Origin of the sequence: Bradyrhizobium sp. WBOS08 (genome assembly GCF_024585125.1) — a bacterium.
Taxonomy (GTDB): Bacteria; Pseudomonadota; Alphaproteobacteria; order Rhizobiales; family Xanthobacteraceae; genus Bradyrhizobium; species Bradyrhizobium japonicum_B.
This window is the reverse complement of sequence record NZ_CP028988.1, coordinates 2,829,196-2,852,184: the sequence shown is the minus strand read 5'-3', so window position 1 is coordinate 2,852,184 and position 22,989 is coordinate 2,829,196. Positions and strand designations below refer to the sequence as shown.

Sequence of the window (22,989 nt, the reverse complement as noted above, 5' to 3'; positions counted from 1 at the left end):
AACGATTCCATGACCTCCGAACGCTACAACGCCCGCGACGCCGAACCGCGCTGGCAACGCCTCTGGGACGAGCAGGCGATCTTCGTCTCCAAGAACGATGATTCGCGGCCGAAATATTATGTGCTCGAGATGTTCCCCTACCCGTCCGGGCGCATCCATATCGGGCATGTCCGGAATTACACGCTCGGTGACGTGCTGGCCCGCTTCATGCGCGCCAAGGGGTTCAACGTGCTGCACCCGATGGGTTGGGACGCGTTCGGGCTGCCGGCCGAGAATGCCGCGATCGAACGCAAGGTCGCGCCCAAGGCCTGGACCTACGACAACATCGCCGCGATGAAGAAGCAGCTCCGCTCGATCGGGCTGTCGCTGGACTGGAGCCGCGAATTCGCGACCTGTGACCCCAGCTATTACAAGCATCAGCAGAAGATGTTTCTGGACATGCTCGCCGCCGGCCTCGCCGAGCGCGAGAAGCGCAAGCTGAACTGGGATCCGGTCGACATGACCGTGCTTGCCAACGAGCAGGTCATCGATGGCCGCGGCTGGCGCTCAGGTGCGATCGTCGAGCAGCGCGAGATGAGCCAGTGGGTCTTCAAGATCACGAAGTACTCGCAGGAACTGCTGTCGGCACTGGATGGGCTGGACCGCTGGCCCGACAAGGTGCGTCTGATGCAGCGCAACTGGATCGGCCGTTCCGAGGGCCTCTTGATCCGTTTCGCGCTGGACGCGGCGACGACGCCCGCCGGCGAGACCGAGCTGAAGATCTTCACCACGCGCCCCGACACGCTGTTCGGCGCAAAATTCATGGCGATCTCGGCGGATCATCCGCTGGCGCAGGCGGCGGCTGCGAAAAACCCTGAACTCGCGGAGTTCATCTCCGACATCAAGAAAATCGGCACGGCACAGTCGATCATCGACACCGCGGAGAAGCAGGGATACGACACCGGTATCCGCGCGGTGCATCCGTTCGATCCCTCCTGGAAGCTGCCGGTCTATGTCGCCAATTTCGTGCTGATGGAATACGGCACCGGCGCCATCTTCGGCTGCCCGGCGCACGACCAGCGCGACCTCGATTTCGTCAACAAGTACAGTCTCGGCAACACGCCCGTAGTGTGTCCGGAGGGCCAGGACCCGAAATCGTTCGTCATCACCGACACCGCCTATGACGGCGACGGCCGCATGATCAATTCGCGCTTCCTCGACGGCATGACGATCGATGCAGCGAAGGAGGAGGTCGCAAAGCGGTTGGAGGGCGAGCTGCGCGGCAACGCGCCGGTCGGCGAGCGCCAGGTCAATTTCCGCCTGCGCGACTGGGGCATCTCGCGCCAGCGTTATTGGGGCTGCCCGATCCCCGTCATCCACTGTCCCAAGTGCGACGTGGTGCCTGTGCCGGATGCCGATCTGCCGGTGGTGCTGCCGGAGGATGTGAGCTTCGACAAGCCGGGCAACGCGCTCGATCACCACCCGACCTGGAAGCACGTCACCTGCCCCAAATGCGGCGGCAAAGCCCAGCGCGAAACCGACACCATGGACACCTTCGTGGATTCGTCCTGGTATTTTGCGCGCTTCACCGATCCCTGGAACGAGAACGCGCCGACCACGCCTGCGGTCGCCAACCGGATGCTGCCGGTCGACCAGTATATCGGCGGCGTCGAGCACGCCATCCTGCATCTGCTCTACAGCCGCTTCTTCACCCGTGCCATGAAGGCGACCGGGCACATCGCGCTGGACGAGCCGTTCGCCGGCATGTTCACGCAAGGCATGGTGGTGCACGAGACCTACCAGAAGGCCGACGGTACCTATGTGCAGCCGGCCGACGTGAGGGTCGAGGTTGGCGGCAATGGGCGCCGCGCGACCCTGCTCAGCACGGGCGAGGACATCACGATCGGCCCGATCGAGAAGATGTCGAAGTCGAAGAAGAACACGGTCGACCCCGACGACATCATCGAGACCTACGGCGCCGACGTGGCTCGCTGGTTCATGCTGTCGGACTCCCCGCCCGACCGCGATGTGATCTGGAGCGACGAGCGCGTCCAGGGCGCCTCGCGCTTCGTGCAGCGGCTGTGGCGGCTGGTGAACGATTCCGTCGAACTCGGCAAGGGTGCGCCGACGGCCCGGCCGGCCAGCTTCGGCCCGGACGCCACCCTCTTGCGCAAGGCCGCCCATGGTGCGCTGGACAAGGTCACGTCAGGCGTCGAGCGGCTGCACTTCAACGTCTGCCTCGCCCATATCCGCGAATTCGCCAATACCTTCTCGGAGATCCTGCAGCGCCCCGGGCAACCGTCCGCTGACCTCGCTCCTGACCTGGCTTGGGCGATCCGGGAAGCCGGCCAGATCCTGGTCCAGCTGTTCTCCCCGATGATGCCGCACCTCGCCGAGGAGTGCTGGCAGGTTCTGGGCCAGAGCGGGCTGGTTTCGGAGGCCAATTGGCCCCAAATCGAACGCGATTTGCTGGTTGAGGACAGCGTGACCCTGGTGGTCCAGGTCAATGGCAAGAAGCGGGGTGAGGTCACAGTTGCAACAGCGGCCCAGAATCCGGAAATCGAGGCTGCCGTTTTGGCCCTCGATGCGGTAAAGCTGGCCCTGGACGGCAAGCCCGTCCGCAAGGTGATCATCGTCCCCAAGAGGATCGTAAATGTTGTCGGCTAGGATCCGCATCGCAGCCCGCTTGCTGGCGGTCGCCGCCCTGGCCGCGTTGACGGCCGGCTGCTTCCAGCCGATGTATGCCGAACGAAATGACGGCACCCCCGGCCTGCGCGAGAAGCTGATGGGCATCGAGCTGCCGCCGATCATCAAGCCCAATGCCTCTCGCGAGGCCCGCGTCGGCGTCGAGATCCGCAACGCGCTCGCCTTCAAGCTCTACGGCTCGGCGACGGGCATGCCGCCGACCCACCGGCTGGACATCCGCTTCACCACCAGCCGCTCCTCGCTGATTGTCAGCACCATGACGGGATTGCCGACCAGCGAAAATCTCGGCATCGACGCCCAGTACAATCTGGTCGACGTCGTAACCGGCAAGTCCGTCGTATCAGGCTCGACCTTCTCGCGCGTGTCCTATGATATGCCGGGGTCCTATCAGCGCTTCTCCCGCACCCGCGCCGTGCGCGATGCGGAGGACCGTGCCGCCAACGAGATTGCCGAGAACATCACGACCCGGCTCGCCTCGTTCTTTACCGCGGGCACGTAATACCCTTGCGTCATTCGGGGCACGCGAAGCGTGAACTTTGGTGCGCAATTGCGCACCCGAGAATCTCGATCCCAAACCTCTGGATTCCGGGTTCGCGCTGTGCGCGCCCGGAATGACGATCTGGACCATGGTCGCGCTGCGCGGAAAAGAGATCGACAGTTTCCTGGCCCGCCCCGATGCGGGCCGTCCGATCATCCTGCTCTACGGTCCCGACGCCGGCCTCGTGCGCGAGCGCGCCGATGCGTTGATCGCATCGGCGGTCGATGATCCCAACGATCCGTTCTCGCTGGTCAGGCTCGATGGCGACGAGCTTTCCGCCGAACCCTCCCGCCTTGTCGACGAGGCGATGACGGTGCCGCTGTTCGGCGGCCGCCGCGCCATTCGCGTTCGCGCCGGCTCGCGCAGCTTTGCCGGCGGCATCGACACCCTGGCCGAGATGAACGTGAAGGATTGCCGCATCGTGATCGAGGCCGGCGAGCTCCGGCCGGAATCGCCGCTGCGCAAGGCCTGCGAGCGCGCCAAGACCGCTGTGGCGATCGGCTGCTATCCCGACACCGAGCGCGACCTCGCCAAGCTGATGGACGACGAGCTGCGCATCGCGAATCTGCGTATCGCGCAGGACGCCCGCGCGGCGCTGATGTCGTTCCTCGGCGGCGACCGCCAGGCCTCGCGCAACGAGCTGCGCAAGCTCACCCTCTATGCCCACGGCAAGGGCGAGGTCACGCTGGACGACGTGATGGCCGTGGTCGCCGACGCCTCCGAGCTGAAGCTCGACCCGATCGTCGACGGCGCCTTTGCCGGGCGGCCCGACATCGTCGAGACCGAGTTCGCAAAAGCCATGATCGCGGGCACCTATCCCGGCGTGATCATCTCCGCCGCGCAGCGCCAGGCGGCATGGCTGCACAAATCCGCGCTCGCCATCGCCGACGGCCAGCCCACCTCCGCCGTGCTCGATGGCGGCTTTCCGCGCCTGCATTTCTCACGAAAGCCCGCGGTCGAAACGGCGCTGCGCAATTTCAGCGTGACGAAGCTCGCCGCCGTGATCGAGCAGCTCGCGACCGCGGCGCTCGACACCCGCAAGCAATCGACGCTCGCCGCCGCCATCGCCCAGCGCACGCTGATGGCGATCGCCGCGAACGCGAAGCGGCGGGGTTAGGCCTCCGCTCTTGTGCCCCGGACGCAGCGCAGCGCTTCTTAGCGGTGCGCTGCAGAGCCGGGGCCCATGCCTCTACGATCTGATTCTCGGCCTTTGGGTCCCGGCTCTGCGCAGCAAGGCGACGCGTTGCAGCGCGTCCGGGACACGCGACTGGCCTACAGCGCGCCCTTGGCCAGCCGCTTCATCACCTCGTCGAGCTGATCGAGGTTGCGATAGTTGATCTGGACCGAGCCGCCGGGGTCGCGGTGGTTGACAGTGACCTTGAGGCCGAGCGCATCGCTGACGCGCTTCTCCAGGTCGATCGTATCGGGGTCCTTCTCCTTCCCCCCGGTCGCGCGCGCCTTTTGCGGCTTGCGCTCCGGCACGCCCTCTTCATGCGCCAGCGCTTCGGCCTGGCGGACGTTGAGGCCCTCCTCGACGATGCGCTTGGCGGCGGCGAGCGGATCGGGCACGCCGATCAACGCACGGGCATGACCGGCGGTCAGCTCACCGGTCGCGATGAAAGCCTGCACCTCGGCCGGCAGCCTGGTCAGCCGCATCATGTTGGCGACGTGGCTGCGGCTCTTGCCGACGACCTTCGCGATCTCCTCCTGGCTGCGTTTGAACTCGTTGGCAAGCGCGTGATAGCCCTGCGCTTCCTCCATCGGGTTGAGGTCCTCGCGCTGCACGTTCTCGACGATTGCGAACTCCAGCGCATCGCTGTCGCTGATGTCGACCGGGACGATCGGCACCTCGTGCAGGCCGGCCATCTGCGAAGCGCGCCAGCGCCGCTCGCCGGCGATGATCTCGTAGCGGTCCTGCGCGCCCTTCACCGGGCGCACCACGATCGGCTGGATCACGCCATGCTGCTTGATGGATTCGCTGAGCTCCTTCAGCTCGGCGTCCGCAAAGGTGCGGCGCGGATTGCGCGGATTGGCCTTGATGAATTCGATCGGCACCTTGCGCTGCGCGCGCGGACGGTCGACATGCTGAGCCTCGCCGCCGACGTCACCGATCAGACTTGCAAGTCCCCGGCCCAGTCGCGAACGCGCTTCATCGGCCATCGCCAGCTCCCTTGGATTCACGGTGCAGCACTCCAGAACTGAATTTCGAACGTAGGGTGGGTTAGCGAAGCGTAACCCACCTCCTCTGTTTCCACGGAGATAGACCGTGGTGGGTTACGCCTTCGGCTAACCCACCCTACGGCATCTTCAATGCGTCGTGCGCAGCTCGCGCTCGCGCTGGATCACTTCGGTGGCGAGCCGCAAATAGGCTTCGCTGCCGACGCATTTGAGATCGTAGACCAGCACCGGCTTGCCGTAGGACGGCGCCTCCGAGATGCGCACGTTGCGCGGGATCATGGTCTTGTAGACCTTCTCGCCCATGAACTGGCGGACGTCGGCGACGACCTGGTTGGACAGGTTGTTGCGCGAGTCGAACATGGTCAGCACGATGCCGTGGATCGACAGGTTCGGATTCAGCGTCGAGCGCACCTGCTCGACGGTCTGCAGCAATTGCGACAGGCCTTCGAGCGCGAAGAACTCGCATTGCAGCGGCACCAGGATCGCGTCGGACGCCGCCATCGCGTTCACCGTGAGCAGGTTCAGCGAGGGCGGGCAGTCGATCAGCACATAGGTGTAGTCGGCGTCCGGCGAGACGTTGTTGTTGAGCGCGCCTATGGCGTCGCGCAGCTTGAAGGCGCGGCCGGGCGTGGTCCCAAGCTCGAGCTCGAGGCCGGAGAGATCCATGGTCGAGGGCGCGATGTGCAGCCGCGGCACCGCGGTCGAGACAACCGCCTCGCGCAAGGCGGCTTCGCCGACCAGCACGTCGTAGGTCGAGCAGGAGCGGTTGCGGCGATCGATGCCGAGGCCGGTCGAGGCGTTGCCCTGGGGATCCAGATCGACGATCAGGACGCGCTCGCCGATCGCCGCGAGCGCCGTGCCCAGGTTAATCGCTGTGGTTGTTTTTCCCACGCCACCCTTCTGATTCGCCAGCGCCAGGATGCGCGGATGGCCATGCGGCACCTCCGCGGTGGGCTCTTGCGTCTTGTCCTGTTGCGGCTCGTCAATCACGGTCATCGAAATTTCCCCACTCAACCCCTGAGCGCCTCAGCTACGCGGTTCGGCGGCATTGAGCTCCACGATCCAGCCGTCACCCGTGCGGCTCTGGTGCAGCTGAGGCTCAATATTCCAATATTTAGCGGCTTCGGTCAATTCAGCCTCTACATCTTGGCCCTTGAGAAACAGCGCCTTCGCGCCCTGGCGCATCAGCGGCTCCGCAAAGCCGATGAGTTGGTGTAGCGGAGCCAGCGCACGCGCGGTCACGCAATCGACCGGGCCGGTGATTCTATCCACATTATCCCCGATCTCAGCGAGATGTACGACTCCCGGCGATGTGGTGATGCGAACGGCTTCGCGCAGGAATGCCGCCTTCTTGGCGATCCGCTCGACGAGATGGACGCGGGCACCCGGGATCCCCGCCATGGCGCAGGCCAGCACGACGCCGGGAAAGCCGCCGCCACTGCCGAGGTCGGCCCAGCGTTTTGCCGTGGGCGCGAGGTCGATGAGCTGGAGCGAGTCCGCGATGTGCCGGGTCCAAAGGTGCGGCAAGGTCGAGGGCGCGACCAGATTGGTCTTGGCCTGCCACTCCCGCAGCAGCGCGATGTAGCGATCAAGCCGCGCCTCCGTTTCATGTGAAACCGGCGCGAGCTTCAGGGCTACGCGCTTGTCCGCGGCGATGATGGAATCCAGCGTCGCATCGTTGGCGCCGGCCTTGTCGATCTTCGGTTTAGCCGGCGCGGGGTCCGATCGGCGGCCCGCGCCCTCACCCGTAGCGGGTCGTCGTGATAGCGGTCTGTCGCCGCCCGGTCCGCGTTGTTTCACGTGAAACGCCTATGCGATTGGCTTATGCAATGGCTCTGGAGCTCTTCCGTGCCTCACGGCGGAGATAGGCCGCAAGGATGCCGAGCGCTGCCGGTGTCATGCCGTCGATCCGGCCCGCCTGGCCGACGGTGAACGGCCGCGCCTTCTCCAGCTTGGCCCGCACCTCGTTGGAAAGACCCGGGACGAGGCTGTAATCGACTTCTGACAGCACCATCCCCTCGTCGCGCCGGAAGGCCTCGACGTCGGCGCCCTGGCGCTCGAGATAGACATCGTACTTGGCGTCGATCTCGAGGTGGGTCGCGATCACTGGATCGATCCCCGCCAGCTCCGGCCAGATCGCCCGAACTTGGCTCCAGCCGATCTCCGGATAGGCCATCAGCTCGAAGGCCGACCGGCGCTGGCCGTCCCGGTTCAGGGACAATCCGTGCTTGATCGCCTCGTTTGGGGTGATCGTCAGCGACTTCGACAGCGTCCGGGCCGCATTCAGGGCGTCCATCTTGGCGCGGTGGTGCAGGGTCCGGGCGTTTCCGACACACCCGAGCGCAATGCCCTTCTCGGTCAGACGCTGATCCGCATTGTCAGCCCGCAGCGTGAGCCGGTACTCGGCCCGCGAGGTGAACATCCGATACGGCTCGCTGATCCCGCGGGTGACGAGATCATCGATCATGACACCGAGGTAGCCGTCGGCCCGGTCGAATACCGTCAGGGCCGCCCCGCTCGCGGCAAGCGCCGCATTCAGGCCGGCAACGATGCCCTGCCCGGCGGCCTCTTCATATCCGGTGGTGCCGTTGATCTGCCCGGCCAGGAACAGACCGCGCAGGCGCTTGGTCTGCAGGGTCGGATCGAGCTCGCGGGGGTCGATGTGGTCGTATTCGATGGCATAGCCCGGACGCACCATCTTGACCCGCTCCAAGCCAGGGATGCTGGCGAGGATGGCGAGCTGGACCTCCTCGGGAAGCGAGGTCGAGATGCCGTTGGGATAGACCGTGCTGTCGTCGAGCCCTTCCGGCTCCAGGAAAATCTGGTGGCCGTCGCGGTCGCCGAAGCGGACGATCTTGTCCTCGATCGACGGGCAATAGCGCGGTCCGGAGCTCTTGATCTGGCCGGAGTACATCGGCGAGCGATGGACATTGGCTCGGATCACCTCATGGGTCGCAGCCGTGGTCCGGGTGATCCCGCACTGGATCTGCGGGGTCGTGATACGCTCGGTCATGACCGAGAATGGCTCCGGCGGCTCGTCTCCGGGCTGCATCTCGACCGCGGCCCAGTCGATCGTGGTGCCGTCCAGACGCGGCGGCGTGCCGGTCTTGAGCCGTCCCAGGGTGAAGCCGGCACGCTCAAACGAGGCGGAAAGACCCATGGCGGGGGCCTCGCCAACGCGGCCAGCGGGCCAATTCCGCTCGCCGAGGTGAATGAGACCACGTAGGAACGTGCCGGTGGTGACCACCACCGCCCCTGCCCGAAGCTCGCTGCCATCGGCCAAACGCAGACCGGTGACCCGCCCCTCGGCCACGATCAGCTCATCCGCCTCGCCTTCGATGACGGACAGTCCCTCTGTCTCACGGATCGCGGCCTGCATCGCCGCTGCATAGAGCTTCCGGTCGGCCTGGGCCCGAGGACCACGAACAGCCGGACCTTTGCGGCGATTGAGCACGCGAAACTGGATGCCGCCGGCGTCGCCGACGCGGCCCATCAGGCCATCGAGCGCATCGATCTCGCGCACCAGATGGCCCTTGCCGAGACCGCCGATAGCGGGATTGCAGGACATGGCGCCGACGGTCGAGAAACGGTGCGTGACCAGCGCGGTTGTTGCGCCCATCCGGGCGGCCGCAGCCGCGGCTTCACAGCCGGCATGGCCGCCGCCAATCACGATGACGTCGAAGCTCTCTCGCTCTGTTCGCATGGGAGGACTTCTAGCTCAGAGGCGGAAAAGCCGGAAGCGGAAACTGAGGCGTGTTTCACGTGAAACAGGCGGGAAAGACAAAACTGATTTGCGAAAAACAACCCCATGCACTGTAGAATGGCATTGTTCTGACTGCTATTTTTAACTGCAACAACGGCAGTTCGACCACGTTTCACGTGAAACAGGCTGAGGCTCGGAGGGCCGCCGGTATTAGAGAAGCCGATGGTGAGATCAGCCAGCGGCGACCATACTGCGGAGGACCGGTGCATCCACCGTGTCCCGGACAAGCAGCAACGCGCGCGTTGCTGCGCAGTGGCACCGCATCTCACATGAAATAGCGGTTCCCATGTTTCACGTGAAACACCAAGAAATGGAACAAGTGCTAATTCTACAATGAAGAACTAGACTTACTTTCCGATGCAAAACTTCTGGAAGATCGCTCCGAGGACATCCTCGACGTCCACCCGGCCCAGCAGCCGGCCGAGAGCAAAAGCGGCGGCGCGCAATTCCTCGGCGGCCAGCTCCTCGCCTTCTTTGACAAGCTCGAGGCTCCGGCGCAAGCTGTCCGAGGCTTGGCTCAACAGCTCGCGCTGGCGCGCCCGGGTCACAATGGCGCCCTCGCCGGCCCCGAAGAACTCGGCGGCGAATTCGACGAGGGCCTGAATTAGTTCCGGGATGCCGACGCCATCACGTGCCGATATCGCAAACTCGCCGCGCACCGCGGCGCTCCCGGCCCCACCCAGATCGATCTTGTTGCGGACAACCCAGACCGGGCCCCCGGACCGATCAGCATCCTTGCCGGAATCCCGAAGCGATCGCATCGTCTCGGGATCGGCGGCTTGGCCGGACTCGACCAGCCACAACACCAGGTCGGCATCCCCGGCCCGCGCCCGCGCCCGGCGCACGCCCTCCTGCTCGACCGGATCGTCGGTGTCGCGGATACCGGCGGTGTCGATGATCGTGACGGGATAGCCGTCGAGGTCGAGCTGGACCTCGATCACGTCGCGCGTGGTGCCGGCATGTGGCGAGACGATCGCGACCTCGCGCCGCGCCAGCTGATTCATCAGCGTCGACTTGCCGACATTCGGCTCGCCCGCGATCGCCACCACCAGCCCGTCACGCAGACGCTCAGAATGTCCCTGTGCCGCAAGGACTTCTGCAATTTCACCATGCAGCGCCTTGATCGCCGTGACGGCCGGCGCCGTCAATTCGGCGGGAACATCGCCTTCGTCGGAGAAATCGATGCCGGCTTCGATCAGCGCCGACGCCTCGATGATCCGCTCGCGCCAGTCGCGCGCACGATCGCCGAGCAGACCCTGCAACTGCCGCAGCGCCTGGCGCCGCTGTCGGTCGGTGTCGGCGTGAATGAGATCGTCGAGACCCTCGGCTTCCGTGAGGTCGAGCTTGCCGTTCTCGAAGGCCCGCCGCGTGAACTCACCCGGCTCGGCTGCGCGTGTATTCTGAACTTCAGAAATAGAGGCAAGGAGCGCCGCCAGCACCGCGCGTCCGCCATGGACGTGGAACTCGGCGACGTCCTCGCCGGTCGCGCTGGCCGGCCCTGGAAACCAGAGCACGACCGCATCGTCGATCGGCTGGCCCGCCCCGTCACGGAGCAGCCGACGGCTGGCCACGCGCGGAGCCGGTAATTGGCCGGCAAGCGTGTTCAGAACCTGGCCAGCCTGAGATCCCGACACGCGCACGACAGCGATCGCGCTCGGTGCCCGTCCGGACGACAATGCAAAGATGGTCTGGTCCCGTGGATGCATGGCCTATTTGTCCGGCTGCCGATCAAAAGGCAAATGTCTGTTCCGGTGACGAGGCAACATGTTTTGCTGCGTTGTTTGCCGCAGCAAAATCGATATTGCGATGCAACATAGTAGGATAATTTTGCTGCAATTATCCGCCGCGGCGGGTCCTAAGGACGGCGGGATTCAAAATACTCAGCAGGTAAATCAATGTATTACGTGCATCTACGCTCCTGGATTGCGTCGCCATCCATGCTGCGATTCTGCTGCAACAAGTCTGCACAATAAAAAGGGCGCCCGGAGGCGCCCTTTGAACTCAAGCAACTTATGTTGCACTGCACTCAGGTGTTCATGGAGTCGAAGAACTCCGAATTGCTCTTGGTCGAGCGCAGCTTGTCGAGCAGGAAGTCGATCGCGTCCATCGTGCCCATCGGGTTGAGGATGCGGCGGAGCACGTACATCTTCTTGAGCACCTGCGGATCGGTGATGAGCTCCTCCTTGCGGGTGCCGGAACGCGAGATGTCGATGGCCGGAAAGGTGCGCTTGTCCGAGACCTTGCGGTCCAGGATCAGTTCCGAGTTACCGGTGCCCTTGAACTCTTCGAAGATGACCTCGTCCATGCGGCTGCCGGTATCGACCAGGGCGGTCGCGATGATGGTCAGCGAGCCGCCCTCCTCGATGTTGCGAGCGGCACCGAAGAACCGCTTCGGGCGCTGCAGCGCGTTGGCGTCGACACCGCCGGTCAGCACCTTGCCGGAAGACGGCACCACGGTGTTGTAGGCGCGGCCGAGGCGCGTGATCGAATCGAGCAGGATCACGACGTCGCGGCCATGCTCGACCAGGCGCTTTGCCTTCTCGATCACCATCTCGGCGACCTGGACGTGGCGCACCGCCGGTTCGTCAAAGGTCGAGGACACCACTTCGCCCTTCACCGAGCGCTGCATGTCCGTGACTTCTTCCGGACGTTCGTCGATCAACAAAACGATCAGGTAGCACTCGGGATGATTGTGCGTGATCGAGTGCGCGATGTTCTGCATCAGCACGGTCTTGCCGGTGCGCGGCGGCGCCACGATCAGGGCGCGCTGGCCCTTTCCGATGGGCGCGACGATGTCGATCACCCGTGCAGACAAGTCTTTCCGCGTGGGATCGTCGATCTCCATGCGGAAGCGCTGATTCGGAAACAGCGGCGTGAGGTTGTCGAAATTGACCTTGTGCTTGGCCTTTTCCGGATCCTCGAAATTAAGCGTGTTGACCTTCAGCAGCGCGAAATAGCGCTCGCCCTCTTTCGGGCTGCGGATGTGGCCTTCGATGGTGTCGCCGGTGCGCAGGCCGAAACGGCGGATCTGCGACGGCGAAACGTAGATGTCGTCCGGGCCCGGCAGATAATTCGCATCGGGCGAACGGAGGAAGCCGAAGCCGTCGGAGAGAACCTCAACGACGCCCTCGCCGACGATGTCGGTTTCGGCGAGCGCAAGCTGCTTGAGAATGGCGAACAGCAGCTCCTGCTTGCGCATCGTGCTGGCGTTCTCGACCCCATGCTCTTCCGCGAACGAGACGAGCTCGGCCGGCGTCTTCGACTTGAGGTCCTGAAGTTTAATTTCCCGCATTGGGGTGGTCCTGTGGGGTAACCTTGGAAGGGGGGTGCGAGGAGGCTCTGAAATGCGGACGTGACAAGGTAAGGTCCGCAGGTCTGGCAAGGTTAAGTGCCGGTGAGGCTTCAAACCTGATGCGGTGTCCGGCCTCTGGAAAGCTCAGACACAACCACATCCGCCTGCGTTGGGTGGGATGTCGCCAATATAGAAAATCGCTTCCTGCTCCGCAAGCCGAAGCGCTGGGCTTATCGTCACGGCCCTTGCCTAGAACGGCTTCACGATCACCATGATGACGATGAAAATCATCAGCACGGTCGGCACCTCATTGATAATGCGATAGAATTTCTGGGTGCGCGGGCGTCGGTCGGCGGCGAAATCCTTCAGCCAGCGGGAAAAATAGCCGTGGACCGCAGACATCGCCAGGACGAGTGCAAGTTTTACGTGCAGCCAGCCGAACGAGAACCAATGGCCGGACCAGGCGAGATAGAGCCCGGCGAGCCAGGTGACCATCATGGCAGGATTGATGATGGCCTTCAGGAGCCGGCGTTCCATGACCTTGAACGTTTCCGACTGCTTCGAGCCGATCTCGGCCTCGGAATGATAGACGAACAGCCGCGGCAGATAGAGCATGCCGGCCATCCAGGCGATGACGGCGATGACGTGCAGCGCCTTGATCCAGAGATAGACGTCTTCGAACATTTTCGCGGGTCCGGCTTTCTGCCCAGTGCGGGGAACTGGGGATAGTAAGAACTCGTTAAGGTCTCACCGTGCACACATATCCGTCCGATGTGCCTTCCTCAAATCTAGAATCTTAGATTCTTAAGGTTTGAGTCTATGTGACCGTGGATTGGACTCATGCAATTCCATCCGCGAGTTCGCGCGCGCTTGTTCACATCCATCCACATATCCCGGCGAGGCCTGCCGACTTCCGATAAGTCAGCCGGCTGCAAAGACTTGCGCGATTCTGTCGGCAGCTTATCAAGGCATTTGTCCGCGCAATCCCATTTCCGGCCCGATGGGGCGGCAGACTTGTTCTGAGGGGCAGCGGTGTGAACAAAATTGGCACTTGTCCCGCCCCCGGTGTCGCGCAACCCTTTCCGAGGGGTTAAGCTCCACAGAAATCCACAATCCGCCCCGTCCTCATCCAAAGAGTTTTTGTGCCGACCTCGAACAATTATTTCCATCTGCACCTCGTGTCCGACTCCACCGGCGAGACGCTGATCACCGTGGCGCGCGCGGTCGCGGCCCAATACGCCAACGTCACGCCGGTCGAGCATGTCTATCCGCTGGTGCGCAGCCAGAAGCAGCTCGATCGTGTGCTCGACGAGATCGAGGAAGCCCCGGGAATCGTGCTGTTCACGCTGCTGGAGAAGGATCTGGTCTCCAGGCTCGAGGACAAGTGCAAGGAGATCAATGTTCCGAGCCTGTCGATCATCGGCCCGGTGATGCAGCTGTTCGAAGCCTATCTCGGGGCTGCGACCACGGGCCGCGTCGGCGCCCAGCACGTCCTCAACGCGGAATATTTCAAGCGCATCGATGCGCTGAACTACACCATGATCCACGACGACGGCCAGCATGTCGACGGTCTCAACGATGCCGACGTCGTCCTGGTCGGCGTCTCCCGCACCTCGAAGACGCCGACATCGATCTATCTCGCCAATCGCGGCATCCGCACCGCCAACGTGCCGCTGGTTCCGGGCATTCCGGTGCCCTCGCAATTGGAAACGCTGACGCGGCCGCTGGTCGTCAGCCTGCACGCGACGCCTGAACGCCTGATCCAGATCCGTCAGAATCGCCTGCTCTCGATGGGCGCGGAGTCCGGCAGCGACACCTACACCGACAAGCAATCGGTCACCGAGGAGGTCGCGTTTGCGCGCAAGCTGAGCGCCAAGCACGATTGGCCGCTGCTCGACGTCACCCGCCGCTCGATCGAGGAAACCGCGGCCGCGATCATGAAGCTCTACAGCGATCGCCAACGCAACCGGCCATCCGAATAGTTGTCGCGATGGGTCTGTGGCTCGGCACATCTCCGTTGATCCTGGCCTCGCAGAGCAGCGCGCGAAAAATGCTGCTGGCCAATGCCGGGCTGGAATTCATGGCAATTACCGCCGATATCGACGAACGCGATATTCAGGCCGCCTCGGCGCTGTCAAATCCGCGCGAGATCGCTCTGCTGCTGGCGCGAGAAAAGGCCAAGGCGGTCTCTGCCCGTCATCCCGGAAGCTACGTGATCGGCGCCGATCAGACCCTGGCGCTTGGTAACCGCCTCTTCAACAAGCCGGCCGGCCGTGACCAGGCCTTGGCGCAATTGCGCGATCTCACCGGCAACAGCCATGAGCTGAATTCAGCGGTGGCCGTGGCGCATGACGGCAAGATTGTCTTCGAAGATGTCTCGACCGCCCGCATGACCATGCGCGGAATGACCGATGCGGAGCTGTCGGCCTATCTGGATGCGGCCGGCGACGTCGTCACGACCAGCGTCGGGGCCTATCAGCTCGAGGGGCTGGGCGTGCATCTGTTCGAGCGCATCGAGGGCGACCATTTCACCATTCTCGGCCTGCCGCTGCTGCCGCTGCTTGCGTTCCTGCGGCGTGAGCGGCTAGTTGCGGTGTGACTGACGGAGATGGCTGCGGGCCGATGCGGATCCTGGGACTGACCGGCTCGATCGGGATGGGTAAATCCACCACCGCGAAACTGTTCGCGGAGGCCGGTGTGCCCGTCTACGACGCTGATGCCGCCGTGCATCAGCTGTATGAGGGCGAAGCAGCCCCGGCGATCGAGGCTGCCTTTCCCGGCACCACTGTGAACGGCAAGGTGGACCGTCCCAAGCTGTCGGCGCGCGTCGTGCATGATCCCGCCGCGATCAAGCAGCTCGAGCAGATCGTGCATCCGATGCTCGGCGCCTCCCGGCAAAAATTCTTCGCCGAGGCCGAGGCGGTCAAGGCACCGGTCGTGGTGCTCGACATCCCGCTGCTGTTCGAGACCGGCGGCGAGAAGCGGGTGGATGCCGTGGTCGTGGTGTCGACGTCGCCGGAACTCCAGCGCGAGCGGGTGCTGGCGCGGGGCACGATGGACGAAGCCAAGCTCGATGCCATCATCGCCAAGCAGACGCCCGATGCCGAGAAGCGCAAGCGGGCGGATTTCGTGGTGGATACCTCGCACGGACTGGAGCCGGTGCGGGCGCAAATCGCGCACATCCTGGCCGAGGTCGTTAAGATGCCGCAGCGGCGAACCTGATTCGCCGCCTGATACGGCTCTCACGACCCTGATCTCAAGACGCTGATCTCAAGCCATGCGCGAAATCGTCCTCGACACCGAAACCACCGGCCTCGATCCGCTTCGCGGCGATCGTCTGGTCGAAATCGGCTGCGTCGAGATCCTGAACCGCATGCCGACGGGCCAGACCTATCACGTCTATATCAATCCCGAGCGGGACATGCCGGCGGAAGCCTTCGCGGTGCACGGGCTGTCGGCCGAATTCCTGTCAACCAAGCCGCTGTTCCACGAGGTCGTCGATGCGTTCCTGGAGTTCATCGGCGACGACCCGCTGGTGATCCACAACGCCTCGTTCGATATCAGCTTCATCAATGCCGAGCTCGATCGGATCAAGCGCGCGGCGATCCCGCGGGAGCGTCTGGTCGATACGCTGCTGCTTGCGCGGCGCAAGCATCCGGGCGTGTCGAACCGGCTCGATGATCTCTGCTCGCGCTATGCGATCGACAATTCACACCGCACCAAGCACGGCGCGCTGCTGGACGCCGAGCTGCTGGCCGAGGTCTATGTCGACCTGGTCGGAGCCCGGCAGTCGCAGCTGCTTCTGGCGTCGGAGAGGGAAGAGATTCGCGTCAACGCGGCGGGCGATACGCCGCGGCGGCAGCGCCTGGTGCCGCTCGCGCCGCGGGTTTCGGATGCCGAAAGAGAGGCCCATCGGGCCTTCATCGCAACGATGGGCGAAAAGGCGATCTGGAACGAGTATCTCGCCGCTCCAGTCGCCGCGGCCGGTTAGGACTGCCAGTTAGGCCTGGCCGGTCTGGCCACCGCCCTGGGTGGCCATTTGCCGCTCCATGTTCTGGCGGTAGAGACCGACGAAGTCGACCGGATCCAGCATCAGGGGCGGGAACCCGCCGTCGCGCACCGCGGTCGCGATGATCTCGCGCGCGAACGGGAACAGCAGGCGCGGGCACTCGATCATGACCAGCGGATGCAGATTCTCCTTCGGCACGTTGGCGATGCGGAACACGCCGGCATAGGCGAGCTCGAATGAGAACATGATCTTGCCCGCGGTGTCGGCCTTGCCCTCGACCGACAGCGTCACCTCGAACTCCTGTTCGCTGAGATTGTTGGCGCTGACATTGATCTGGATGTTGATCTGGGGCGGCTGGCTCTGCTGCTGGAGCGAGCCCGGCGCGTTCGGATTTTCGAACGACAGGTCCTTGGTATATTGCGCCAGCACGTTGAGCTGGGGAGCCTGGGCCGCCTCGGGAGGGGTGCCGTTACCGTTGGTCATGAGAGTCTCTCCTTACCCGATTTGGGCTGAATTTCGCGGCGGTTGGCTAACATAGGGCCGCCTCGTTCCACAAGGACGAACGGTCCCGGGGGCGGGGATTAGGTCCGCGCCGCCAAGTGCGACGGTCGCCCTGCCTTTTCGCTAAAATTGCGCCTTAAACGATTGAAGATACGCGATTTCCGGGCAGGATCGGGTTTCCCCTTAAGCATAAAACGCGCTACACTCCGTGCTGTGCCAAAAGGCGCCATTGGCCGGGCAAGATTTCGTGCCTACATCCCACTGACCTGATGTGGACCCAAATTGGCGACGTAGACTTGCCGTTTCCGTAGGGAACGGTTGACTGGCCGGATTGATTTTCCCGGCGACGACGCCAAAAGCGAAGACCCAGAGCAAAGACCAGAAAGCGAATCCGACGTGGACATCTACACCATCATCTTCCTGGCGCTGGCGGTCTTCATCTTTCTGCGGCTGCGCAGCGTGCTCGGACAGCGTACCGGCAACGAACGGCCGCCGTTCGACCGGACCGCCGCCCGCAATGCGCTGGGAGGCGCCCAGGACAACAACGTCGTGACCATGCCGGGCAAGGTGATCGACCAGGCCCCGTTGGCGCCGTCGGCCGACCCGACCCCGCCCGCCGACCGCTGGAAGGGCCTGGCCGAACCCGGCACCGCGCTGGCGCAGGGCCTGGACGCCATCGTCGAGAAGGATTCCACGTTCGACCCGCGTCATTTCATCTCGGGCGCCCGCGGCGCCTATGAGATGATCGTGCTGGCCTTTGCCAATGGCGACCGCCGCGCGCTGCGCGACCTGCTGTCGTCGGAGGTCTACGAAAGCTTCGACGCCGCGATCAAGGAGCGCGAGAAGAACGAGCAGAAGACCGAGACCCGCTTCGTCTCGATCGACAAGGCCGAGCTCGTCGGCGCCGAGCAGCGCGACCGGACCGCCCAGCTCACGATCCGTTTCGTCTCGCAGATGATCTCGGCCACCCGCGACAAGGCCGGCAACATCGTCGACGGCAGCGCCGACACGGTCGCCGACATCACCGACATCTGGACTTTCGCCCGCGACGTCACCTCTCGCGATCCGAACTGGAAGCTGGTTGGCACCGGAAGCGCGAATTAAGACCTTCCTGAAGACCAGCGCGACCGCGCTTTGCGCAGGCGCCGTCGCGCTGTCATCGTTTTCGCTCGGCGCCGAGGCGGCGCGACGCCATTATCGCAACCATCACCATCATCATCGTCACCATCCGCCGCAATTGCCTGCTGCGCCATTGCGGGCCTTGCCCTACCCGCAGCTCCCCCTGCCGTTCGAAATTTCCGGCGCGCAATATCTGCCGCTCGCCTGGGCGGACGTGAAGGGCTGGGACGACGACAATCACCTCGCCGCGTACAAGACATTCCGCGCCAGCTGCCGCTCGATCAACGCGCAGAACGGCGCAGCCGAGGTCAAGAACGGCGAGGCCAAGAACGGCGAGACCAAGGCCTTGGCCGGGTCTCTGAGCGAGCCGTGCCGGGCGGCCAAAACGCTCGACCTCACTGACGAGGCCAAAGCGAAGTCCTTCTTCGAGGAGAATTTCACTCCGCTGCGCATCTCGCGCCTCGGAGAGCCCGCCGGGTTCGTCACCGGCTATTACGAGCCCGTGCTGGAGGGGTCGCGCACCCAGACCGAAATCTACAACGTTCCGGTCTACCGTCGCCCGTCGAATCTGTTCGTGCGCGGCTACAAGCAGGATTCGCTCAGCCTGCCCAACAAGGGCCCGGTCTATCGCAAGATCGGCCGCCGCAAGCTGGTGCCCTATTATGACCGCGGCGAGATCGAGGACGGCAAGATCGCCGGCCGCGGGCTGGAGATTGCCTGGCTCAAGGATCCGACCGATCTGTTGTTCGCCCAGATCCAGGGCTCGGCACGGATCAAGTTCGACGACGGCAGCTCGGTCCGGCTCAATTACGACGCCTATAACGGCTATCCCTACACCGCCGTCGGCCGCATCCTGATCGAGCGCGGCATCATTCCGAAGGAAGAGATGTCGATGCAGAAGATCAGGGAATGGATGGCGCAGAATCCTGACGGCGCCAAGGAGCTGCGTCGCGCCAACCGCGCCTACATCTTCTTCCGCGAGGTCAACCTGTCCGACAAGGACGAGGCGGTGGGCGCGCAGGGCATTCCGTTGACGGCCGGCCGCTCGATCGCGGTCGACAAGTCGCTCCACGTCTACGGCACCCCGTTCTTCATCGAGGGCGAGCTGCCGATCGACTCCGAACGGGCCAAGACGCCGTTCCGGCGGCTGATGATCGCGCAGGATACCGGCTCGGCCATCATCGGCCCCGCGCGCGCCGATCTGTTCTTCGGCGCGGGCCAGGAGGCCGGCCGGGTCTCCGGGCGGCTGCGCCATCCCATGCAATTCGTGATGCTGGTACCCAAGAGCCTCGATCCCGCCCCGCGCGCCGCGAAGCTGCCGGTGCCGGATCCGCGGCCCTCGGAGAAGATCGCAAAGCTGTTTCCGCAAACCGATCCGGGAAAGGCGGCAGCCAAGCCGGCCGCTGTCGCCGGCGCAATGGACAACAAGAACGAAGCCGTTGCCTTCGCAGGTCCGGTTCCGCTGCCGGTGCCGCGCCCCGCGATCGAGCCTGCCCCGGAGCCGCAGCGGCCGGTGAAGAAACGTCCCCCTCGGCAGCAATGAAGCGATCGTCCCGTCCGCCCGTGCTTGAGCCTCGGCCCTCGCCGCGCCGCCGCGCGCTGAGCGAGGAGGAGCGCGAGCTGTGGGATATTGTTGCCAAACAGGTCAAGCCGCTGCGAAAGCAGCGCGCGGCAAAAACGCATGCTGCGCCGCGCACCGAGCCGTTGCCCGCAGCATCCGTCTCGCGGACTGCTTCATCGCCACGGCCGGTGGCCGCTGCACCGGCGCCGCGAGCCGCAAAACCGGCCGTCCCGCCCCTGGCGCCGCTCGGCAAGCGTGAGCGGACAAAACTGTCGCGCGGCCGCAGCGAGATCGAGGCGCGGCTCGATCTGCACGGCATGACGCAGACGCGCGCCCATCGCGCGCTGACCGGCTTTCTGCATCGCGCTCACCACGACGGCCTGACCTTCGTGCTCGTCATCACCGGCAAGGGCCGCAGCGGCGGCGAAAGCGGCGTGCTGCGCCGCCAGGTGCCGGAATGGCTGAGCCTGCCGGAATTCCGCTCCTTCGTCGTCGGCTTCGAGACGGCGCATATCGGCCACGGCGGCGAGGGCGCGCTGTATGTGCGGATCAGGCGGGCGAGGGGTTAGCCGGAAGCCACGGTGCGGCGGGTGAGGGTTCTCTCCTCCTGGGGAGTCCCTATGCGGAGACAGCCCTCTCCCCAACCCTCTCCCGCAAGCGGGCGAGGGGGCGCACCGCCGCTGCAGCTGCAAGCGAAGCTTCAAAACGGCCGGATGATGCCGACGCGCGGGATCAGTGTGATGATCAGGCCGAAGATGTTGGTGTTGCGATTCTCCGCCGGGATCAGCGGCGTATCACGCGCTGCCGGCAGCGTCTTCACGGCATGCAGGATCAGGAACATGCAGACCGCCCAGTTCGAGATCCAGCGCGAATAGTCGAACACCATCGCGAACATCACGACATAGGCGAGGCTGATTCCGATCAGCGCCGCGATGATGAGGCGGCGGTGCATCTCGCTATCGAGTGCGCCGATCAGGTTCGCGAAGAAACGCCACAGCGGCGTGTGCAGCCAGATCAGCAGTGCGAACACCGGTATGCCGAGGATGTTGTGCGGCAGGCGGCCCCAGGTGTCCAAAACCTCCTTCGCCAGCGGCTGGTACCAGATATAGGCGAATTGCAGCAGGTCGGTGCGCGACGGATCGGCCATGCGCGTCTTCAAATAGGCGACGAAATCCGCTTCCGGGATCGGCATCGTTCCCCAGAATTGCGCGGCGAAGAACAGCGTGGAGACGATGAGCAAGGCGACGATGCCGAAGGCGACGTTGCCGCGATTGAGTCCGTAAGCGAGATAGTGCCTGACCAAGACGATGGTGACGATCGTCGGCACGTACATCAGCAGGTGAATGTGGTGGATCAGCACGAGCACGATCGCGAACAGCGCGGCCGTGGCGACGAACAGCAGCGAGCGCGCCGGCATCAGCAGCAGCACGAGCGCGAGCGCACAGCCGTAGATGTCGAAATGGCCAAGCGTGTGCATGAAGTTCTTCAGGAAGAACGGCGAGCCCGCCATGAAGACGAACAGCGGCAACGTCTTCGCGGAAAAGCCGAACGTTGTCTGAAAGAGCCTCGAGAACAACCCGAGCGTCACCAGCCAGGTCACGCCGCCGAGCGCGAACACCAGCCAGACCGGCACCTTGGCCGTCACCATCGCGACGATTGCCCCGATCAGTGCGCGCTTGATGAAGCCGAAATGATAGTCGACCAGGAGGTGGATGTAGGGGACGTAAGGCGGCAGCTGGATCTTGTGGATGAAGACGCCGACGATGACCGCCGCGTTGATCGCGAGCAGAAGACGCCAGGGGTTTCTTTGGATGTCAGCGAGCACGTGGCACCGAAGGTGCGTCAAGCTTCGCTGTCGTCCCGGGCAAGCGAAGCGCGACCCGGGACCCATAACCACAGGACGTTGTTTGAGCCAAAGCTGCAGCCGCTATCTTTTGCAACAAGAACCGCCGGTGGTTATGGGTCCCTGCTTTCGCAGGGACGACAACCGATTGATAACGCGGTAGCCCCAAATTACAAAATGAACCGGCTCAGATCCGCGTTCTTGGCGAGGTCGCCGACGTGCTTCTGCACGAAATCGGCGTCGACTTTGACGGTCTCGCCGCTGCGGTCGGGGGCGGTGAAGGAGATCTCGTCCAGCACCCGCTCCATCACGGTCTGCAGCCGCCGCGCGCCGATGTTCTCGACGGTGGAATTGACGGCGACCGCGACATCGGCGAGCGCGTCGATCGCGTCGTCGGTGATGTCGAGCGTCACGCCCTCGGTCTGCATCAAGGCGACATATTGCTTGATCAGCGAGGCCTCGGGCTCGGTCAGGATGCGGCGCATGTCGTCGCGGGTCAGCGCCTGCAGCTCGACGCGAATCGGAAGGCGGCCCTGCAATTCCGGCAGCAGGTCCGACGGCTTGGCGACGTGGAACGCGCCGGAGGCGATGAACAGGATGTGGTCGGTCTTCACCGCGCCGTGCTTGGTCGAGACCGTGGTGCCCTCGATCAGCGGCAGCAGATCGCGCTGCACGCCCTCGCGGGAGACGTCGCCGCCGACGCGGCCGTCGCGCGCGCAGATCTTGTCGATCTCGTCGAGGAACACGATGCCGTTGTTCTCGACCGCGCTGATCGCCTCCAGCGTCAGCTGATCGGTGTCCAGCAGCTTGTCGGATTCCTCGTTGACCAGGATCTCGTGCGAGCCCTCGACCGTGAGCCGCCGCGTCTTGCTGCGACCGCCGAGCTTGCCGAAGATGTCGCCGATCGAGATCGCGCCCATCTGCGCGCCGGGCATGCCCGGGATCTCGAACATCGGCATGCCGCCGCCCGAGGACTGCGTCTCGATCTCGATCTCCTTGTCGTTGAGCTCGCCGGCGCGCAGCTTCTTGCGAAAGGATTCGCGGGTCGTGGACGAGGCATTGGCGCCGACCAGCGCGTCGAGCACGCGCTCCTCGGCGGCGAGCTGCGCCCGGGCATGCACGTCCTTGCGCTTCTTCTCGCGGACCTGGGCGATCGCGACCTCGACGAGGTCGCGCACGATCTGCTCGACGTCGCGGCCGACATAGCCGACCTCGGTGAACTTGGTCGCTTCCACCTTCAGGAACGGTGCATTCGCGAGCCTGGCGAGCCGCCGCGCGATCTCGGTCTTTCCGACGCCGGTCGGGCCGATCATCAGGATGTTCTTCGGCAGCACCTCTTCGCGCAACGAGCCGGACAGCTGTTGCCGCCGCCAGCGGTTGCGCAGCGCGATCGAGACGGCGCGCTTGGCGTCGGCCTGGCCGACGATGAAACGGTCGAGTTCGGAAACGATTTCACGCGGAGAGAAGTCTGTCATGGGACCTTAGCTAGGGTCGTTTGCG

The 22,989-nt window shown here is 64.3% G+C and carries 20 protein-coding genes; 10 read left to right on the top strand and 10 right to left on the bottom strand.

The features are described 5' to 3' along the window. Window positions 1–9: 9 nt before the first annotated feature. From leuS to holA, 3 genes are all read left to right on the top strand, one after another. The gene (gene leuS / locus DCM80_RS13550; RefSeq protein WP_257197413.1) at window positions 10–2,646 is read left to right on the top strand and encodes a leucine--tRNA ligase; all 2,637 of its coding nucleotides are present in this window, start codon (window positions 10–12) and stop codon (window positions 2,644–2,646) included. After that, window positions 2,633–3,184: an LPS assembly lipoprotein LptE gene (gene lptE, locus DCM80_RS13545; RefSeq protein WP_028133435.1), complete on the top strand. Its 552-nt coding sequence runs from the start codon at window positions 2,633–2,635 to the stop codon at window positions 3,182–3,184. Before leuS ends, lptE begins: the two co-directional genes overlap by 14 nt. 127 nt (window positions 3,185–3,311) lie before the next feature. Beyond that, entirely contained in the window at window positions 3,312–4,340 is a 1,029-nt protein-coding gene (gene holA / locus DCM80_RS13540) for a DNA polymerase III subunit delta (protein ID WP_257197939.1), read from the top strand. Between the two features lie 155 nt (window positions 4,341–4,495). On the opposite strand, the gene DCM80_RS13535 is transcribed toward holA, so the two are convergent. From DCM80_RS13535 to hemJ, 7 genes are all read right to left on the bottom strand, one after another. Further along, window positions 4,496–5,383 carry a ParB/RepB/Spo0J family partition protein gene (locus tag DCM80_RS13535; RefSeq protein ID WP_257197411.1) on the bottom strand — a complete coding sequence of 296 codons (888 nt, stop codon included), beginning with the start codon at window positions 5,381–5,383 and terminating at the stop codon, window positions 4,496–4,498. Window positions 5,384–5,530: 147 nt separating this feature from the next. Next, complete coding sequence (locus DCM80_RS13530; RefSeq protein WP_028133438.1) at window positions 5,531–6,397, bottom strand: ParA family protein; 867 nt, start codon at window positions 6,395–6,397, stop codon at window positions 5,531–5,533. Window positions 6,398–6,427: 30 nt separating this feature from the next. Next, window positions 6,428–7,201: a 16S rRNA (guanine(527)-N(7))-methyltransferase RsmG gene (rsmG, locus tag DCM80_RS13525; RefSeq protein ID WP_373569405.1), complete on the bottom strand. Its 774-nt coding sequence runs from the start codon at window positions 7,199–7,201 to the stop codon at window positions 6,428–6,430. Between the two features lie 22 nt (window positions 7,202–7,223). Further along, the gene (gene mnmG, locus DCM80_RS13520) at window positions 7,224–9,104 is read right to left on the bottom strand and encodes a tRNA uridine-5-carboxymethylaminomethyl(34) synthesis enzyme MnmG (RefSeq protein WP_257197410.1); all 1,881 of its coding nucleotides are present in this window, start codon (window positions 9,102–9,104) and stop codon (window positions 7,224–7,226) included. A 407-nt stretch (window positions 9,105–9,511) separates the two neighbouring features. Continuing rightward, window positions 9,512–10,870: a tRNA uridine-5-carboxymethylaminomethyl(34) synthesis GTPase MnmE gene (mnmE, locus tag DCM80_RS13515; protein ID WP_257197409.1), complete on the bottom strand. Its 1,359-nt coding sequence runs from the start codon at window positions 10,868–10,870 to the stop codon at window positions 9,512–9,514. A gap of 320 nt (window positions 10,871–11,190) precedes the next feature. Beyond that, a complete protein-coding gene (gene rho / locus DCM80_RS13510) occupies window positions 11,191–12,456 on the bottom strand; it encodes a transcription termination factor Rho (RefSeq protein ID WP_028133442.1) in 1,266 nt (421 codons plus the stop codon). Window positions 12,457–12,705: 249 nt separating this feature from the next. Further along, window positions 12,706–13,140, bottom strand: a complete 435-nt coding sequence (gene hemJ / locus DCM80_RS13505; RefSeq protein WP_257197408.1) for a protoporphyrinogen oxidase HemJ — start codon at window positions 13,138–13,140, stop codon at window positions 12,706–12,708. Window positions 13,141–13,598: 458 nt separating this feature from the next. Between hemJ and DCM80_RS13500 the strand changes: the two genes are divergently transcribed. Genes DCM80_RS13500 through dnaQ form a run of 4 tightly spaced genes read left to right on the top strand, consistent with a single transcriptional unit; the run spans window position 13,599 to window position 16,447 of the window. Next, window positions 13,599–14,438 carry a pyruvate, water dikinase regulatory protein gene (locus DCM80_RS13500; RefSeq protein WP_128921096.1) on the top strand — a complete coding sequence of 280 codons (840 nt, stop codon included), beginning with the start codon at window positions 13,599–13,601 and terminating at the stop codon, window positions 14,436–14,438. An 8-nt stretch (window positions 14,439–14,446) separates the two neighbouring features. Continuing rightward, on the top strand, window positions 14,447–15,055 hold the full coding sequence (locus DCM80_RS13495) for a Maf family nucleotide pyrophosphatase (protein WP_257197407.1): 609 nt from the start codon (window positions 14,447–14,449) through the stop codon (window positions 15,053–15,055). Window positions 15,056–15,078: 23 nt separating this feature from the next. Continuing rightward, entirely contained in the window at window positions 15,079–15,678 is a 600-nt protein-coding gene (gene coaE / locus DCM80_RS13490) for a dephospho-CoA kinase (protein ID WP_257197406.1), read from the top strand. A gap of 55 nt (window positions 15,679–15,733) precedes the next feature. Continuing rightward, a complete protein-coding gene (gene dnaQ, locus DCM80_RS13485; protein ID WP_257197405.1) occupies window positions 15,734–16,447 on the top strand; it encodes a DNA polymerase III subunit epsilon in 714 nt (237 codons plus the stop codon). A gap of 9 nt (window positions 16,448–16,456) precedes the next feature. Here the strand turns inward: dnaQ and secB are convergent, their stop codons facing one another. Next, window positions 16,457–16,948: a protein-export chaperone SecB gene (secB, locus tag DCM80_RS13480; protein WP_257197404.1), complete on the bottom strand. Its 492-nt coding sequence runs from the start codon at window positions 16,946–16,948 to the stop codon at window positions 16,457–16,459. Between the two features lie 414 nt (window positions 16,949–17,362). Here secB and DCM80_RS13475 point away from each other — a divergent pair, with 414 nt between their 5' ends. The 3 genes from DCM80_RS13475 to DCM80_RS13465 are packed head-to-tail and all read left to right on the top strand — an operon-like array spanning window position 17,363 to window position 20,215. Beyond that, on the top strand, window positions 17,363–18,070 hold the full coding sequence (locus DCM80_RS13475; protein ID WP_257179115.1) for a Tim44/TimA family putative adaptor protein: 708 nt from the start codon (window positions 17,363–17,365) through the stop codon (window positions 18,068–18,070). Then, a complete protein-coding gene (locus DCM80_RS13470) occupies window positions 18,048–19,628 on the top strand; it encodes a murein transglycosylase A (protein ID WP_257197403.1) in 1,581 nt (526 codons plus the stop codon). The genes DCM80_RS13475 and DCM80_RS13470 overlap by 23 nt, the downstream gene beginning before the upstream one ends. Beyond that, window positions 19,625–20,215, top strand: coding sequence for a Smr/MutS family protein (locus tag DCM80_RS13465; protein WP_257197402.1), 591 nt, complete (start codon window positions 19,625–19,627; stop codon window positions 20,213–20,215). The genes DCM80_RS13470 and DCM80_RS13465 overlap by 4 nt, the downstream gene beginning before the upstream one ends. Before the next feature lie 131 nt (window positions 20,216–20,346). On the opposite strand, the gene DCM80_RS13460 is transcribed toward DCM80_RS13465, so the two are convergent. Continuing rightward, window positions 20,347–21,471 (bottom strand): hypothetical protein, encoded by a 1,125-nt coding sequence (locus DCM80_RS13460; protein WP_257197401.1) that lies wholly within the window; start codon window positions 21,469–21,471, stop codon window positions 20,347–20,349. Between the two features lie 188 nt (window positions 21,472–21,659). Further along, window positions 21,660–22,964, bottom strand: coding sequence for an ATP-dependent protease ATPase subunit HslU (hslU, locus tag DCM80_RS13455; RefSeq protein ID WP_257197400.1), 1,305 nt, complete (start codon window positions 22,962–22,964; stop codon window positions 21,660–21,662). Window positions 22,965–22,989 lie beyond the last annotated feature (25 nt).

Excerpts from the sequence above, each read along its gene's own strand:
- lptE (WP_028133435.1), top strand. The coding sequence starts at position 2,633 with ATGTTGTCGGCTAGGATCCGCATCGCAGCCCGCTTGCTGGCGGTCGCC.
- mnmG (WP_257197410.1), bottom strand. The coding sequence starts at position 9,104 with ATGCGAACAGAGCGAGAGAGCTTCGACGTCATCGTGATTGGCGGCGGC.
- hslU (WP_257197400.1), bottom strand. The coding sequence starts at position 22,964 with ATGACAGACTTCTCTCCGCGTGAAATCGTTTCCGAACTCGACCGTTTC.
- mnmE (WP_257197409.1), bottom strand. The coding sequence starts at position 10,870 with ATGCATCCACGGGACCAGACCATCTTTGCATTGTCGTCCGGACGGGCA.
- rho (WP_028133442.1), bottom strand. The coding sequence starts at position 12,456 with ATGCGGGAAATTAAACTTCAGGACCTCAAGTCGAAGACGCCGGCCGAG.
- coaE (WP_257197406.1), top strand. The coding sequence starts at position 15,079 with ATGCGGATCCTGGGACTGACCGGCTCGATCGGGATGGGTAAATCCACC.
- DCM80_RS13535 (WP_257197411.1), bottom strand. The coding sequence starts at position 5,383 with ATGGCCGATGAAGCGCGTTCGCGACTGGGCCGGGGACTTGCAAGTCTG.
- holA (WP_257197939.1), top strand. The coding sequence starts at position 3,312 with ATGGTCGCGCTGCGCGGAAAAGAGATCGACAGTTTCCTGGCCCGCCCC.
- leuS (WP_257197413.1), top strand. The coding sequence starts at position 10 with ATGACCTCCGAACGCTACAACGCCCGCGACGCCGAACCGCGCTGGCAA.
- secB (WP_257197404.1), bottom strand. The coding sequence starts at position 16,948 with ATGACCAACGGTAACGGCACCCCTCCCGAGGCGGCCCAGGCTCCCCAG.
- dnaQ (WP_257197405.1), top strand. The coding sequence starts at position 15,734 with ATGCGCGAAATCGTCCTCGACACCGAAACCACCGGCCTCGATCCGCTT.
- DCM80_RS13465 (WP_257197402.1), top strand. The coding sequence starts at position 19,625 with ATGAAGCGATCGTCCCGTCCGCCCGTGCTTGAGCCTCGGCCCTCGCCG.
- DCM80_RS13530 (WP_028133438.1), bottom strand. The coding sequence starts at position 6,397 with ATGACCGTGATTGACGAGCCGCAACAGGACAAGACGCAAGAGCCCACC.
- hemJ (WP_257197408.1), bottom strand. The coding sequence starts at position 13,140 with ATGTTCGAAGACGTCTATCTCTGGATCAAGGCGCTGCACGTCATCGCC.
- DCM80_RS13495 (WP_257197407.1), top strand. The coding sequence starts at position 14,447 with ATGGGTCTGTGGCTCGGCACATCTCCGTTGATCCTGGCCTCGCAGAGC.